14 protein-coding genes and 1 pseudogene are annotated in these 14,659 nt (G+C 61.4%); 10 read left to right on the top strand and 5 right to left on the bottom strand.

The annotated features are described in order from the left end of the window. Nucleotides 1-13: 13 nt before the first annotated feature. Nucleotides 14-871 (bottom strand): hypothetical protein, encoded by an 858-nt coding sequence (locus H0194_RS00270; protein WP_185175925.1) that lies wholly within the window; start codon nt 869-871, stop codon nt 14-16. A gap of 65 nt (nt 872-936) precedes the next feature. Between H0194_RS00270 and H0194_RS00265 the strand changes: the two genes are divergently transcribed. From H0194_RS00265 to H0194_RS00255, 3 genes are read left to right on the top strand one after another with little or no spacing between them, the layout of a single operon-like run. Continuing rightward, nucleotides 937-1,599 (top strand): FxsA family protein, encoded by a 663-nt coding sequence (locus H0194_RS00265; RefSeq protein ID WP_185175924.1) that lies wholly within the window; start codon nt 937-939, stop codon nt 1,597-1,599. A gap of 15 nt (nt 1,600-1,614) precedes the next feature. Beyond that, on the top strand, nt 1,615-3,210 hold the full coding sequence (gene lnt / locus H0194_RS00260; protein ID WP_185175923.1) for an apolipoprotein N-acyltransferase: 1,596 nt from the start codon (nt 1,615-1,617) through the stop codon (nt 3,208-3,210). A 49-nt stretch (nt 3,211-3,259) separates the two neighbouring features. Then, nucleotides 3,260-4,090, top strand: a complete 831-nt coding sequence (locus tag H0194_RS00255) for a polyprenol monophosphomannose synthase (RefSeq protein ID WP_185175922.1) — start codon at nt 3,260-3,262, stop codon at nt 4,088-4,090. Nucleotides 4,091-4,211: 121 nt separating this feature from the next. On the opposite strand, the gene H0194_RS00250 is transcribed toward H0194_RS00255, so the two are convergent. Further along, the gene (locus tag H0194_RS00250) at nt 4,212-4,589 is read right to left on the bottom strand and encodes an RNA polymerase-binding protein RbpA (protein ID WP_185175921.1); all 378 of its coding nucleotides are present in this window, start codon (nt 4,587-4,589) and stop codon (nt 4,212-4,214) included. A gap of 378 nt (nt 4,590-4,967) precedes the next feature. Here H0194_RS00250 and H0194_RS11095 point away from each other — a divergent pair, with 378 nt between their 5' ends. From H0194_RS11095 to H0194_RS00235, 3 genes are read left to right on the top strand one after another with little or no spacing between them, the layout of a single operon-like run. Then, entirely contained in the window at nt 4,968-5,165 is a 198-nt protein-coding gene (locus H0194_RS11095; RefSeq protein ID WP_343061305.1) for a hypothetical protein, read from the top strand. A gap of 6 nt (nt 5,166-5,171) precedes the next feature. Next, the gene (locus H0194_RS00240; protein WP_343061304.1) at nt 5,172-5,876 is read left to right on the top strand and encodes a YceI family protein; all 705 of its coding nucleotides are present in this window, start codon (nt 5,172-5,174) and stop codon (nt 5,874-5,876) included. 28 nt (nt 5,877-5,904) lie between these two features. Further along, entirely contained in the window at nt 5,905-6,075 is a 171-nt protein-coding gene (locus tag H0194_RS00235) for a hypothetical protein (protein ID WP_185175920.1), read from the top strand. 168 nt (nt 6,076-6,243) lie between these two features. On the opposite strand, the gene H0194_RS00230 is transcribed toward H0194_RS00235, so the two are convergent. After that, complete coding sequence (locus tag H0194_RS00230; protein ID WP_185175919.1) at nt 6,244-7,554, bottom strand: SAM-dependent methyltransferase; 1,311 nt, start codon at nt 7,552-7,554, stop codon at nt 6,244-6,246. 152 nt (nt 7,555-7,706) lie between these two features. On the opposite strand from H0194_RS00230, the gene H0194_RS00225 reads away from it, so the two are divergent. Next, nucleotides 7,707-9,044, top strand: a complete 1,338-nt coding sequence (locus H0194_RS00225; protein ID WP_185175918.1) for an NAD(P)/FAD-dependent oxidoreductase — start codon at nt 7,707-7,709, stop codon at nt 9,042-9,044. 8 nt (nt 9,045-9,052) lie between these two features. Continuing rightward, nucleotides 9,053-9,892, top strand: a pseudogene (thiD, locus tag H0194_RS00220) (bifunctional hydroxymethylpyrimidine kinase/phosphomethylpyrimidine kinase); the annotation flags it as partial. Here the strand turns inward: thiD and H0194_RS00215 are convergent. After that, entirely contained in the window at nt 9,884-10,471 is a 588-nt protein-coding gene (locus tag H0194_RS00215; protein WP_185175916.1) for a class I SAM-dependent methyltransferase, read from the bottom strand. The pseudogene thiD and the gene H0194_RS00215 sit on opposite strands and share 9 nt — an antisense overlap. A 16-nt stretch (nt 10,472-10,487) precedes the next feature. On the opposite strand from H0194_RS00215, the gene corA reads away from it, so the two are divergent. Both corA and gndA read left to right on the top strand, forming a co-directional pair. Next, complete coding sequence (gene corA / locus H0194_RS00210) at nt 10,488-11,564, top strand: magnesium/cobalt transporter CorA (protein WP_185175915.1); 1,077 nt, start codon at nt 10,488-10,490, stop codon at nt 11,562-11,564. An 11-nt stretch (nt 11,565-11,575) separates the two neighbouring features. Then, entirely contained in the window at nt 11,576-13,030 is a 1,455-nt protein-coding gene (gndA, locus tag H0194_RS00205) for an NADP-dependent phosphogluconate dehydrogenase (RefSeq protein WP_185175914.1), read from the top strand. Between the two features lie 81 nt (nt 13,031-13,111). On the opposite strand, the gene H0194_RS00200 is transcribed toward gndA, so the two are convergent. Further along, nucleotides 13,112-14,641 carry an SLC13 family permease gene (locus H0194_RS00200; RefSeq protein ID WP_185175913.1) on the bottom strand — a complete coding sequence of 510 codons (1,530 nt, stop codon included), beginning with the start codon at nt 14,639-14,641 and terminating at the stop codon, nt 13,112-13,114. Nucleotides 14,642-14,659: the final 18 nt, after the last annotated feature.

Below are 14,659 nucleotides of genomic sequence, written 5' to 3'. Positions count from 1 at the left end.
TAATTTACGCTACCTAGAGCAGGTCTGAATTGGCGTCGAAGATGAATCCCCGCGGAGCCAGAACGCGAAGGATAACGTCCGCATCAGCTTCCGGGAGATCGTGGATAAGGACGTCCCCGTGCGGGGTGACAGATGTTGGCAGCCCCACGACCCCCAAAAGTTCGGCGTGCTCCGCAGCCAGGATTCCGCGATGCACCCCTGCGCCAAGCGTGACCGTTCCCGGGCTATGGTGCTCCGCTATCCAGCCAATCGGGCGATCAGCTCCGATGGTAGTGGTCAGCGCTCGACCTGCGGGTTGCAGGGACCTGGCTGCCTCGACGGCGAGGTCGAGAGCGCTTTCGTCGTCGACGGCGGTGCCCGTCTCACGGTCGTCGACAAGCACCCTGGCTGTGGGTTGGGGACCGGAACAGTCCAGCACCACCGCGACGTCTACAGCGTCAGTGTCCATGCCCCGGGAGAACTCCGGGTTTGCAGGGAGTACGCCGAAAACGACGTCAGGAGCGACCAGGCCCTGCCCCGTAGACTCCAGACGGAGGGAAAGGCGGTGTGCCAACGATCGCGCAGGCTCGAAAAGCGGCGCCGCCAAAACCAGATGCTCACGAATAAGTTCCGTTTGACGGAACGTTGCTTCCACATCCTCCTCGCTGCCGGAAGCAATGCCGTGAATTTCCAGGCAGCTATGTCCAACGAGGTGTACGTCTCCATCGCCATACCGGCGGGCTACCTCCGACACGATGGACCAATCCTCGGGAGCCATGACACCGCCAGGGGCGTGGACGCACACGGAAATCTTGTCCGCTTCCTGAGCCGGAGACGACAGGCTGGTCACGGAGGAGCCCTCACCCGGCTGACGAATAAAAACAGGAGCCATAAACACCAAGTATAGAAACGGGGTTGCCCCGCAACCAAACCCCTCGTTAGGTAGCATGGGTTGCCATGCCAGCAGTACTGTTCTTCCTCTACCTCATTTGTGAGGCCCTCGCCTTCTGGCTCGTCTCCGCATGGATAGGGACTGGGTGGGCGCTCGTCGCGTTTTTCGCCACCATGTTTATGGGCATGGTGTGGGCCGGCTTTGAGATTCGCAGACTCATGTCCTCTCAGGTGGTCCGCGGCCCTTCCGGCCATCTCCAGGTGGCTCCGAACCATCCGGGCCGGACCGCTTCTAACCTTGGCCTCACTGTCGCCGGCGGCGCGTTAGTGTCGGCACCCGGTTTCGTCAGCTTCGTCCTGGGAGCATTGCTTATTTTCCCGCCAACCCGCGCGCTGATCCGTCGCGGCCTCGCACGTGGGATGTTTCGCTCTCTCGAGAACATGGGCGTGCGCCTCTACGAGGCCTCGCCAATGTCCCAGCACCACGACTTCTATGGCAGCTTCGCGGACGGCGAAGAACAAGCCCGTTCTCGCTCCGGAAACCCAGGGTGGCACCCTTCCCAAGCGCCCGTCCCACAGCCGGGCGAGCAGTCTAACGGCCGCCGGTTTGTTAAGGGTAACGGCGGGGTTGATGATGACCTCGTTATCGAGGAGGAAGAAATCCGAAAGTGGTCAGAAAACGCCCGGCCCGAAGATTTCGGCGATGATGGAAAGCGTGACAACAACTAGCACAGGGGACTTTTCATGAAAGAAGCTTTGCTGCGCATCCTCCTCGGTGCAGTTTCAGGCGCGGGCGTTTACGCATCCTTCCAGCCGCTCGGCCTGTGGTGGGCAGGGATTATCGGCATCGTCGGTCTCTATGTCGCGTTAAGTCCTTGGGCGCCCACTGAAGCGGATAGCCCCGCACCACGACGCCCGATCCCCATCGGTGTCGGCATGGCTGTGGCATGGATGCACACCATGACCGCCTACTTGCTGTTATTGCCATGGATCGGCGAGCTCGTCGGAACCTTCCCTTACGTGGCGTTGGCATTCACGCTGTCCTTGTGGTCCCTGCTATTGGGCTGGTGGGGCAGCCGCGTCGCCGTCTGGCGCTATGGTTTCGCCCTTTTTCCCTTCCTCTTCCTGCTTATCGAGTTTGCGCGATCAATGTGGCCGTTCGGCGGCTTCGCCTGGGTTCGTGTGGCCTGGGGACAGGTAGGGGGGCCTTTCGAAACCCTGGCGCGGCTCGGCGGCCCGGCGCTGGTGAGCTTCGCCGTCGTCTGTATAGCGTGCGGCTTCGTGGGGCTGTTCCACTCGCGCCGTCATGTGAAGTCTAACGTCGCAGCGATGGCAATGATCTCTGTACCCGCCGTGCTGTGCACCAGTGTGACTGGGCAGGAGGGACACGAACCAGCGTTTCAAGACACGGTGAAAGTCGCTGCGATCCAAGGCAACGTGCCGCGCTTGGGCCTGGACTTCAACGCCCAGCGTCGCGCTGTATTGTCCAACCACGTTAAACAAACCCACGCGGTCGTTACCCACAACCCCGACCTTGACCTGGTTATTTGGCCGGAGAATTCCTCTGACGTGAATCCCTTGACAGATTCCGCGGCGCGCGGACTCATCGACGGCGCGGTAACCGCGGCTGGGGTGCCCATCGTCGTTGGCACGATTACTAAAGATTCAGTGGGTGATCGCAATACCATGCAAGTTTTTGCCCCCGGCGGGGAAGTGGGGGAGCACCACCACAAGAAATTCCTTCAGCCTTTTGGCGAAACTATGCCGTTCCGAGATGTGCTGCGCCACGTTTCTGAGTATGTAGATCTTGCTGGTGACTTCAAACCAGGGACGGGCAACGGAGTGGTCCACGCGAACGGCATCGCGCTGGGCATCGCTACGTGCTACGAGGTGCAATACGACGCCGCCTACCGTGAAGCGGTTAAGGCCGGAGCACAGCTACTGGCCACGCCAACTAACAACGCCACCTTTGGCTTTTCTGACATGACCTACCAGCAGTTGGCGATGAGCCGGATGCGCGCGGTTGAGACCGACCGCGCCGTCGTCGTACCGGCTACCTCGGGGGTCTCCGCCATCATCGCCCCAGACGGGACTGTGGCACAGCGCACGGAAGTCTTTACGGCCGCAAGTCTCGTGGAGGACCTGCCGCTGCGGGACGGCCTTACCCCAGCGGTGCGATGGGGAACCTGGTTGGAATGGCTCCTCGCTGGCATCGGCGTTGGGGTGGCGTTGTGCGCCATGTTCCCGTCGCTGCGGCGTCGCTGTGCTTGGCGACGCCCCGTAGACAGCACTGCGGCGCAGCACAGCTCAGCACCCCTGACCGCCGCCGCGTCCGAGTAGGTGCAGAGAGTACAATGAATAGAGCTCAACAACTAAGGAGATATTAAATATGACGTCCACGCCGACCGCGTACGCCCCTTCGTCGAAGACATTGGTCATCATCCCGACATATAACGAGATCGAGAACCTGCCACTCATCACCAAGCGCGTGCGTGAGGCTATCCCGGCCGTAGACATTCTGGTCGTGGACGACAACTCCCCGGACGGCACTGGCGACGCCGCCGACAAGATGGCCGCAGAGGATTCCCAGATTTCGGTATTGCACCGCGAGGGCAAGGGGGGCTTGTGCGGTGCATACATGGCCGGTTTCGCGTGGGGCTTGGATAAGGGCTACGAGGTCCTCTGCGAAATGGATGCTGACGGCTCGCACGCTCCGGAGCAGTTGCACCGGCTGCTAGAAGAAGTGGACAAGGGCGGTGACCTCGTCATCGGATCCCGCTACATTCCGGGGGGCGAAGTGGTCAACTGGCCAGCGCAACGTGAATACCTGTCCCGCATGGGCAACCTGTACATTTCCCTCGCGCTGGGCACGGATATCAAGGACATGACCGCGGGCTACCGCGCGTTCCGCCGTGAAGTGCTCGAAGTCATGGATCTGGATGAGCTTTCGAACGCCGGCTACATCTTCCAGGTTGATTTAGCTTTCCGCGTTGACCAAGCGGGCTTCGACGTCCGGGAGGTCCCCATCACCTTCACCGAGCGCGAGCTCGGCGAGTCGAAGCTGGACGGCAGCTTTGTGAAGGATTCTCTGTTCGAAGTCACTAAGTGGGGCATCGCTCACCGCGCTGAACAGGCCCAAGAGCTCGGCGGCGTGATGGTAGGCATGGCAACGCGCGCCTTCCAGGAAACCAAAGAGGAATGGGCTAAAAAGCGCCGTTAAAGCCACGTCGGGAACCAATTGAGAACTTTGAGAAATTAGGTTCCCTGCACCATAACATAGCCAAAGGCCGGTCCGAGTAAAACCCCGGACCGGCCTTTGTGGTGCGTACACCGCAGCTTAATTAGTTGCTGTTGGCTTCCTGCTGCTCCTTAAGCAGGCGGGCGGCGGTGCGACGGCGCTTACGCAACGCGTCGATACGCTCCTCGAGCAGCTCATCCAATTCCTCGATGCTGCGACGCTCGCGCAGCATGTCCCAATGGGTACGCGGCGGCTTCTGCGGCTTGGACTCCACGCCTTCGCCTTCCATGAGCGTTCCCCACTGACCGTTCTTACACAGCCATTCCTCCGGGATTTCCGCGTCATCAGCGAAGGGGACCTCAAAAATCTCTCCGTCGGCGGTCTTGTACTTGACCATCTGGCGGGGAGCCAAGTCGTGGTCACGGTCAGTTTCGTAACTGACTGCTCCCATTCGGCTGCCTCGTAGCACGCGGTCTGCCATAGTAGACATCATCCTTTGGTTGGTTCATACGTTGTGTGTATTGCAGAGCAATCAGTATAACGTACGAGCAATCCCCCTTGTTCCCAGACCACCATCTTTCACTGCTCGCTTTTCGACGGCACTAACAGGCGCCCCAACAACGTAACCGCTGCGCGTCCCCTGAAGCGCGGTTTGACCCATGGACTAAGCTTTGAATGCGTGACGTCTCCAACTCCTTCTTCGCCGCGTTCTCAGTCCGTGGGCTCCTCGGGCCGGAACACTACTAGCCATTGCGAGTGGTGCGGCGTGGAAATCACGGTCAACAGGGGAAGGGGGCGCCGCAGGAAGTTCTGTTCACCCTCCTGCAAGCAACGGGCATACGAACAGCGACACAATGTCATGGGCACCGGCATTCCCGCCGACGCCGTCATTATGACGAAGGACAAAGTCACCCAGCTTCACGACGGCCTATTCGAGCTGCGCTGCGCCGCCGAGGACGTCGCCACAGCGTCCGCAGAAGGTGCGAACGCGAATGACCTGAAGGAGCTTTGCGCGGAATTGGTTGCACTGGCTCGCGATCTAGAGAAAATAAGGTAGATACCAATGCTGAAGAAGCTTTTTTACAACCGCAAGCTGATGATCACCGTGTTCGTGGTCCTCATCATTGCCAGTTCACTAGTCGCGTTGGGCCCAATGCTGTACTCCGCATACATGGGCCGTGGCGTAGCTACCAAGCCAGTGTCTGGCCAGGGGGCCGAAGCGGCGTCGACAGAACTGGCAGGGCAGTGGCAGGTCACCACGGGCAATGCCCGCAACTTTACGTCTGCCGGCTTTACCATCGACGAGGTTCTCCCGTCCGAGCGACGTTCAACGTCTGGCTCGACGAAGTCCGTCACGGGTGAGGCCACCGTAGAAGGAACCGAACTAAAAGATGCCCAGGTGGCAGTGGATATCACCACTCTCACCACGGATAATGATGTTCGTGACAATAATATGAAGACAAAGCTTTTTGAGGTGGAGAGACACCCGGAGGCGACGTTCTCACTGACTAAGCCTGCGGATGTTTCAACGGTGCCCGACAGCGGCACGAAGGCGACGATTACGGTCACGGGCGATCTCACGATCAAGGGCAAGACTAATGAAGTGACAGCGACCTTGGACGCGCTACGGGACGGAGACAAATTCATCGTTGGCGGAAACATCCCAGTCAACCGTCTAGATTATGACATTAAGTCGCCGGAGTTCATCGCTGCCAAGATCGCCGACGAAGGAACCATCGATCTACGCCTGACGTTTGAGAAGAAGTAGTCACGACGACGCACAAGGAGACTCGCCAATGCTGCAACAGCAACAGATTCCATTCCTGTGGCTCCGACTCTTAGCGATCATTGTCTTCTGCATCGCCATGTGGATCGTGGAGCCGCGCTGGATGGCGGGCCTGGGCGCGGTATTCGGTGTCATCACCGCCATTCAGCTTGTGACTGCATACCGTCAACGCCGGGATTAATCACGCCATTAACGTCACACTGACTTTAATAGCGCAGTCACGAGATGGCCTGCAACCATGGGCGCATGGCCTCCCACCTTCACAATTGTCCGATAATGTACATTATGTCAATTTAGATGGACGGGCTTCTACCCCACGCCACTGTGCAAAGACACGGTATCCAGCTTGCTATCGGCGCCCGCCGCGATTGCGATGCGTCGCGGTGAAATGCACGTAGTCCACCAGCCCCGCGGCCAGCAAGGCTTCACGGATAGCGAACTGGAATACCCACAGGCGTCGGAACACCGGATCGAAACCGGCTGCGGCAGCCTCCCGGAGCCTGCCCTCAAAGATCTCACGCTGCAGGCGCAGTGACGCCTGCGCGTGTGCGCCCAGATGCGCCTGGGCGATAATCCTCAGCCCGCTCGAGCGGTCGCAGACCTTGTGTACGTCCGTTGCCTCATCAAGGTGCAGCCCCGGCCAGACGTAGGCCCGCAACGCGGACAGGCTCGCGTCGGCAAGCTGCTTGCCCGTCGCGCCACCGGTCGCGGCCACCAGCCCAGACAGCACTGCACGCCCGCCGGGCATGAGGAGCCGGTCCAGTGCTGCAAAATAGTCGCGCCGCTGCCGTGGGCCCAACGTAGTGAGGAAATCGACGCTGACAATCGCCTCGTACCGCCCGCGCCAGTCCTTCGCATGCGGAATGGCCTCCGGGATATCTTGCACGTGAATCCCATCGTCCACCCCGGCGAGGACAAAGTACTCCCGCAATGCCTCTAATTGTGCGGTGTCCGCGCCGAGCACATCGATGATTCCACGGCGGCCCACGGCGTTGACGGCGGCACGCGCGCCAGAACCGGGATAGACAAGCACGTGGGTGCCGGCACCCACGTGTGCGGAGTCTAGCATCCAGTCCGCGTTGCGGCCCTGCGCATCCGGAAGGTCTTCCCGTTCGGTCACCGAGGGTTCGCTCACATAGGTTATGTCAACAAAGTGCTCCTTCGGCTCGCGCCCCCGGCCGGCGCCCGGGGCGAAACTGGAAACGGATTCCCGCACGGTCGTCGGCACGCCGGTGGCAAAAATCCCAGGCCCCGGGCTTATTCCGTCGCCGGAAAATAACGCCACCAGCTCAGGTGGCACTTCCCCGCCTTCATGCGGTTCCGCCGGGACCTTGGCGGATACCGGACTATAGCCGTGGCGCAGCAGCTTAGTCAGCACCTCCACCAGTTTGTCGGAAGACGGCGTTAACCACTCACCCGCCATGTACGCCTCCGCCATGCCGAGCCACCCCGAATCGGCAATGCGAGCAAACAGCGCGTCGTGCTCGACCAAGATATCCGGTCCGGACGCGGCCGTAATGTCTAGTTCCACCCCGGCGTCCTCGCAGGCCTTGGCAAACGCCTTCTCCGCGCGTTGCGCTTTGACGCTGACCCGAATGCCGCGCGGCACCTTCGCCACCCGCGGCCACGCAGCGGCATCGATGCTAGCCAAGTGTTCCATGAGTGGACATCGTAGCGCGCACGGAGTTGTCTCCCCTGCTGCCATGCCGAATTACGACCACACGACTCAGAAACTCGCAGGAACTACTACACTGGTTGCAGTATTTGGATTAACCGAATTTTTCTTAAGCAACCTAAGGAGCTCATTTCACAATGACCGCTACTCCGTACCGTCCGCAGGGCAATCGCCACCACGTCGTTGTTATCGGCGCCGGCCTGGGCGGCATCAAGGCAGTTCAGAAGCTGAAGAACGAAAACGTCGACGTCACCCTCATTGACCGCACCAACCACCACCTCTTCCAGCCACTGCTGTACCAGGTAGCTACCGGTATTCTGTCGACGGGTGAGGTCGCACCGTCCACTCGCCAGATCCTGCGCGGCCAGGACAACGCTTCCTTCTTCCAGGGCGACGTCACCGACATCAACTTGGAATCCCGGACCGTGTCTGCGGAGTTCGAAGGCGCGACCCGCGTCTTCGAGTACGATTCCCTCGTGGTTGCTGCGGGCGCCGGCCAGTCCTACTTCGGCAACGATCACTTTGCCAAGTTCGCACCGGGTATGAAGACGCTTGACGACGCCCTGGAGCTGCGTTCCCGCTTCCTTGGCGCCTTCGAGAAGGCCGCGATGACCGATGACGCCGAAGAGCGCAAACGTCTGCTCACCTTCGTTATTGTCGGAGCCGGCCCCACCGGTGTCGAGCTGGCCGGACAGGTTGCGGAGCTGGCAAAGCGCACCCTGGACAACGAGTTCACCACTATCAACCCAGCCGAGGCCACCATCTACCTGCTCGACGGCGCACCACAGGTACTGCCGCCGTTCGGCAAGCGCCTGGGCAAAAAGGCGCAGCGCGTTCTTGAAAAGGCCGGCGTCGACGTCCGTCTCAACGCCATGGTGACTAATGTTGATGAGGACGCCGTGACCTACAAGGACATGAAGACCGAGGAGGAGACCACCCTGGTTGCCGAGACCAAGATTTGGTCCGCAGGTGTGTCCGCTTCCCCGCTGGGCAAGATGGTCGCCGACCAGGCCGGCGTTGAAGTGGACCGCGCAGGTCGCGTCTCCGTCAACGCTGACCTGACCGTGGGCGAGTACACCAACGTCTACGTCATCGGCGACATGATCAACCTCAACAAGCTTCCGGGCGTGGCCCAGGTGGCAATGCAGGGCGGCACCCACGTGGGCAAGCTCATCGCTGCCAAGCTCGACGAGGAGTCCACCGCTAACGAGCGTGAGCCTTTCGATTACTTCGATAAGGGCTCCATGGCCATCGTCTCCCGCTTCAACGCTGTGGTGAAGATGGGTAAGAAGGTCGAGCTCTCTGGGTTTATCGGTTGGGCTGCATGGCTGTTCATCCACGTCCTGTACCTGGTGACCAACCGCAACCGCTTCATCACCTTGCTGAACTGGGGCCTGAACGTAGTGTCCGCAGACCGCGGCAACCTGGCGTTTACCCGTAACCAGCGCCACGCCCGCAACGCGATCGAGGACTAGGCTCCACGATGACGACCGCGCAGCCGCATACCACGCTGGGATCCATTCCGCGAGTGCTCAGCATCGCCGGAACGGATCCGACAGGCGGCGCGGGCGTCCAAGCCGACCTCAAGGCCATCCTGGCCGCCGACGGATTCGGTATGTCCGTGATCACTGCGCTGGTCGCGCAAAACACCCACGGCGTGCGGGAGATCCACACTCCTCCCCTAGAGTTTCTCGACGCCCAATTTCGTGCCGTCGCGGACGACGTAACGGTGGACGCTATCAAGATAGGCATGCTTGGCGACGCCCCTATCACCGACGCGGTCACCGCGTGGCTGCCACGGCTAGGCGCGCAGCATGTAGTGCTCGACCCAGTCATGGTGGCCACGAGCGGTCACCGCCTACTCACGGCTGATGCCGAAAACAAGGTCCGGGAGCTCGCGCGACTCGCGGACGTCATCACCCCCAACCTGCCGGAGCTCGCAGTACTCACCAATACTCCAGTGGCGGACACGTTGGAACAAGCTACCGAAACCGCAAAGCACTTTGTTGACGAGTACGGCACGGCCGTCGTCGTCAAGGGTGGACACCTGACTAGCCGCGACCACGCGGACAACGTCGCAGTCACCGCCACCCGCACCCACCGCGTCTCCACCCCACGCATCGACACGAAGAATACCCACGGGACGGGGTGTTCCCTATCGTCCGCACTTGCCACCCGCCTCGGCCACGGTGACAGCCTGCCAGAAGCGCTAGAGTGGTCCACCTCGTGGCTGCGCGAGGCCATCGCCGCGGCAGACGCGCTCAACATAGGCACGGGGCGAGGCCCCGTTGACCATGGGGCACGAGCGCGGCGCCTACTCCGGCTTAGCCAGGACGGCCACCAGGAATCCTGAGTCTTCCGCGAAGGGTTGGATATCCCACGCGGACGACAGGAACTGCTGGTCGAAGCCCACCTTCGCGGCGAGCTTAAGGAAGTCCGTAAAAGCCCAGCCGCGGCCCGCACCATAACCGACCACAAAGCGGCCGCCTGGGCGCAGGGATTCGAAGATGTGGCGCAGCGCCGGTTCCCGGCCCGCGGGATCCAAGAACCCCATCACGTTGCCCGCGGACACCGCGATATCAAAACCGCCGTGCGGAATGGGATCCGTGCTCAAATCACCGACCACCCAGGTGCTTTCCGGGAAATCGTGTTGGGCGTGCTCAATAAGGATGGGATCGATGTCAACGCCTACGACCTCGTGGCCGCGCGCGGCCAGTTCGCCGCCCACGCGCCCCGTGCCACAGCCGGCGTCGAGGATCTTGGCGCCGCGGGGCACCATGGCGTCGATAAGCCGGGCCTCGCCATCAATATCCTTGCCCTGGGACTGCATCATCTTCCAACGCTGGGCGTAATTGTGGGAGTGTTGGGGGTTCGCTGCTGTTACTTCTTTCCAGGTGGGCATGGTTTAGAGTATAACCATGGCTTCCATCCCGCAGAAGATTCTGGGGCGCAAGAACCCCAAGGACAACGGCGACAACGCCCCGCGGCTCCGCGTCCCCGCCGAGCGCGCAATCGACAACTGCCGGGTCTTCATTGATGGTGCTCCCCTTCCGGGCGAGTACACCCCGTCCGCTGCCATCAAGGCCGTCGCCGATCACGGTCGGGGCTTCGTGTGGGTTGGCCTCAACGAACCGGACGACCACCAAATGGAGAAGGTCTCTTCTGAGTTCGGGATCCACGAGCTGATCGTGGAAGACGCCGTCGTCGCCCACCAGCGCCCCAAACTCGAGCGCTATGACGACCAGCTGTTCGTCGTCGCCCGCTCGGTGAACTTTCGCGACCACGATGAGGTGACTGATACCCACGACGTTGTCTCCACAGGTGAGGTCCAGATGCTCATCGGCCACAACTTCATCATCACTGTGCGCCACCGCGCCAAGTACATCGACCTGCCCGCGCTCCTGCGTAACGAGCAGGAACTCTCCGAACTCGGCCCCATCGCGGCCGCATGGAAGGTGCTCGACGTTCTGGTAGACAGCTATTTCGACATCGCTCGTCTGCTCTCTGTTGAGGTGGACGAGGTCGAGGAAGAAGTCTTCACCCCGGACAATACTCTCAACATCGACCGAATCTACTTGTACAAGCGTGAGATCCTCGAGATGAAGCACGCCATCGATCCGTTGGCGCCTGCCTTGAAATCCATGGTCAGCGACAACAAGGACCTCATCCCGAAACAAATCCGTTCCTACCTGCGCGACGTCTACGACCACGAGATGACGGTGCGGGACCAGGTGTCGGCGTTCGACGAGCGCCTGACGTCGCTTATCGACGCCTCGGTGGCCAAGGTCACCATGCAGCAGAACTCGGATATGCGCACCATCTCCGCGGTCGTCGGCATGGCCGCCGTGCCCACGTTGGTCGCCGGTATCTACGGCATGAACTTCGACCATATGCCGGAGTTGCATGCCGAATTTGGCTACCCCATTGCCCTCCTCGCCATGGCGATCGCGGTGGGAGCCATGTGGTGGTGGTTCCGCCGAAACAATTGGCTGTAAACTCAGTGACTATGACCGAGAATTCTTCGCTTGCACAGATCGGTGTCGTCGGCCTGGCCGTCATGGGTTCCAACTTGGCCCGCAACTTCGCCCGCAACGGCAACACGGTTGCGGTGTACAACCGCAGCCCTGAGCGCACCCGCGCGCTCATCGCAGAGCACGGCGAGGAGGGCAACTTCATCCCGTCAGAGAGCATCGAAGAATTCGTCGCCAGCCTGGAGCGCCCCCGCAAGGCCATCATCATGGTGCAGGCGGGCAAGGCCACTGACGCCGTTATCGCGCAGCTTGCCGACGCCATGGAAGACGGCGACATCATTATCGACGGCGGCAACGCCCTCTACACCGACACCATCCGCCGCGAAAAGGAGATGGCCGAGCGCAACCGCCACTTCGTCGGCGCTGGCATCTCCGGCGGCGAGGAAGGCGCGCTTAACGGTCCGTCCATCATGCCGGGCGGTCCCGCTGAGTCCTGGGAGACCCTGGGCCCGCTGCTGGAATCCATCGCTGCTGAGGTCGATGGCGCTCCCTGCGTGACCCATATCGGCCCGGACGGCGCCGGCCATTTTGTCAAGATGGTGCACAACGGCATCGAATACGCCGACATGCAGGTCATTGGCGAGGCCTACCAGCTGCTCCGCTTTGGCGCGGGCATGGAGCCACAGGAGATCGCGGAAACCTTCAAGGAGTGGAACTCCGGCGACCTGGATTCCTACCTCATCGAAATCACCGCCGAGGTTCTCTCCCAGACCGATCCGGACACCGGCGCCCCGCTTATCGACGTCATCGTGGATGCCGCGGGCCAGAAGGGCACCGGCCGCTGGACCGCTAAGGCGGCTCTGGACCTGGGTACTCCGGTCACCGCCATCGGCGAGGCTGTGTTCGCCCGCGCATTGTCTTCTTCCCTGGACCAACGCGCCGCGGCGCAGGGCCAGCTACCCGCCGGTGAGATCGCCGACTTTTCCGCCCTGGGCGTCGATAAGCAAGACTTCATCGAGGACGTTCGCCGCGCACTGTATGCCTCCAAGCTCGTGGCCTACGCCCAGGGATTTGACGAGATCAAGGCCGGCTCCGCGGAATACGGTTGGGACATCGATCCCCGCGATTTGGCCACCATCTGGCGCGGCGGCTGCATCATTCGCGCGAAGTTCCTCGACCGCATCCGCGAGGCCTACGATGCCAACGCTCAGCTGCCGTCCCTGTTGTTGGACCCGTACTTCTCCGATGAGCTAACCACACTGATGGACTCCTGGCGCCGCGTGGTCATTTACGCCACCCAGCTGGGCCAGCCGGCCCCTGTCTTTGCGTCCTCGCTCTCCTACTACGACTCCCTGCGCGCCAAGCGCCTGCCCGCCGCCCTCATCCAGGGCCAGCGCGACTACTTCGGCGCCCACACCTACAAGCGCACCGACAAGGACGGCTCCTTCCACATTGAGTGGTCTGGCGACCGTTCCCAGACCGCGATGTAGCCGAAATGTAGGCGCAGTGCAGCTTCGTTCCGACCATACAAGAAAGACCCGCCACGGCGGGTCTTTTGCTATGTCAGTGCCTTACACCAGGCCCATCCACTTCCAGTAGGTCGCGGACAGCAGGAGGATGAGGAGGTAGCCCACGATGGTGAGCGGGATACCGGCCTTGAGGAACTGCTTGGTGGTGAAAGCTCCGGTGCCGTAGGCCAGCATGTTCTGCGGGGCGGAGACCGGGAGCAGGAAGCCGAAGCTGATGACGAACTGCTGAATGATCACAAATCCAATACCGCCGCCGGGCAGATCAAGGGTGGAGGCCAGCGCGATAAAGACGGGGATGAGCGCGGAGGCCAGCGACGTCGCCGAGGCGAAGCCCAGGTGGATGAGGATGTTGAACAGCGACACCAGCGCGATGGTGGCCAGGATCGGGAGCCCGCCAAGGCCGAGGACACCAAAGGTCTTTTCAGACAACCACTCCGCGGCACCGGTATCTAGCAGGAAACTGCCCAGGGAGATGCCCACGGCGAAGACAATAAGGGTTCCCCAGCTCACGAGTTTCTGCGCGGTCTTCCAGTCAAAGACGCCGATTCCCGGGAGCAACATGATGGCCACAGCTGCCAAGGTGATGGTGGCGGAGGAAATCGGGTGCAGGATGTCTTCCGTTGCCCAGAATCCCAGCAGCACGATAGAGATGGCCACGAGGCGCTTCTCTGCGCCGGACATCGGCCCCAGTTCAGCCAACTGTCGCTCGACCAGCTCCTTGCCTCCAGCAATGGAGTCTGCCTCTGGTTTGATGACCGCACGCATGATGAAATACAACGCGATGGACATCAGGACCGACCATGGAGCTGCCCACAGGAACCATTGTCCCCACGAGACCGACTGCTCCATCTGGGACTCGATGAAACCGATGGCCACGAGGTTCTGCGCCGCGGCGGTCTTGATACCGACGTTCCAAATCGACACTGCCTGAGCCGCCGTGATGACAAGGAGCGCACCGAGGCGAGATTCCTGCGCAAGGCCGAAGGCCGCGACCATACCCAGCAGGATGGGGACCACAGCACCGGCGCGGGCGGTGGCCGAGGGCACGAAGAACGCCAGGATGACCGCAATGACAATAGCACCGGCAACAATGTTGGAGGTCTTCTCCCCCGCCACTTTCAGCACCATCAGCGCGATACGCTTGTGCAGCCCGGTGGCCTGCATCGCGCCCGCCAAGATCAGTGCCGCAGCGACAAGAGCGACCGCCGAAGATGAGAAGCCGCTCAGCGCGACCTTGAGCGACGCGGAGGTACCGATGATTTCACCCGGCTTCTCCGGGTCGGGTGACACGCCGAGCAAGATGGCAATGAGGCTGGTGATAAGCAATGCACTCACCGGGTAGCTCACGGCTTCGGTGACCCACATGATGACGGCGAAGGCGAGCATCGCCAAGGCGATTTGCGCGTCCCAACCAATGGAATCGATGGGCAGCAGCAACACAACGATCAGCGCGGCAAAGGCGCCGAGGAAACCAGCAACGTCACTCCACGGGATACCACATGGTGCGGTATGGCCACTCTTGCCATCAGGGGCCGGGGTGGGTACAACGCTAGGGGCGGCGGAACGTGCCATGAGCACTCCTTAGAACAT

Origin of the sequence: Corynebacterium incognita (assembly GCF_014217255.1) — a bacterium.
Classification (GTDB): Bacteria; Actinomycetota; Actinomycetes; order Mycobacteriales; family Mycobacteriaceae; genus Corynebacterium; species Corynebacterium incognitum.
Note: the sequence above shows the minus strand (reverse complement) of the source record. Positions and strands in the feature narration are given on the sequence as shown.

Coding starts and splice junctions, on each gene's coding strand:
- H0194_RS00270 (WP_185175925.1), bottom strand. CDS start 871: ATGGCTCCTGTTTTTATTCGTCAGCCGGGTGAGGGCTCCTCCGTGACC.
- H0194_RS00265 (WP_185175924.1), top strand. CDS start 937: ATGCCAGCAGTACTGTTCTTCCTCTACCTCATTTGTGAGGCCCTCGCC.
- lnt (WP_185175923.1), top strand. CDS start 1,615: ATGAAAGAAGCTTTGCTGCGCATCCTCCTCGGTGCAGTTTCAGGCGCG.
- H0194_RS00255 (WP_185175922.1), top strand. CDS start 3,260: ATGACGTCCACGCCGACCGCGTACGCCCCTTCGTCGAAGACATTGGTC.
- H0194_RS00250 (WP_185175921.1), bottom strand. CDS start 4,589: ATGGCAGACCGCGTGCTACGAGGCAGCCGAATGGGAGCAGTCAGTTAC.
- H0194_RS11095 (WP_343061305.1), top strand. CDS start 4,968: ATGGGCACCGGCATTCCCGCCGACGCCGTCATTATGACGAAGGACAAA.
- H0194_RS00240 (WP_343061304.1), top strand. CDS start 5,172: ATGCTGAAGAAGCTTTTTTACAACCGCAAGCTGATGATCACCGTGTTC.
- H0194_RS00235 (WP_185175920.1), top strand. CDS start 5,905: ATGCTGCAACAGCAACAGATTCCATTCCTGTGGCTCCGACTCTTAGCG.
- H0194_RS00230 (WP_185175919.1), bottom strand. CDS start 7,554: ATGGAACACTTGGCTAGCATCGATGCCGCTGCGTGGCCGCGGGTGGCG.
- H0194_RS00225 (WP_185175918.1), top strand. CDS start 7,707: ATGACCGCTACTCCGTACCGTCCGCAGGGCAATCGCCACCACGTCGTT.
- H0194_RS00215 (WP_185175916.1), bottom strand. CDS start 10,471: ATGCCCACCTGGAAAGAAGTAACAGCAGCGAACCCCCAACACTCCCAC.
- corA (WP_185175915.1), top strand. CDS start 10,488: ATGGCTTCCATCCCGCAGAAGATTCTGGGGCGCAAGAACCCCAAGGAC.
- gndA (WP_185175914.1), top strand. CDS start 11,576: ATGACCGAGAATTCTTCGCTTGCACAGATCGGTGTCGTCGGCCTGGCC.
- H0194_RS00200 (WP_185175913.1), bottom strand. CDS start 14,641: ATGGCACGTTCCGCCGCCCCTAGCGTTGTACCCACCCCGGCCCCTGAT.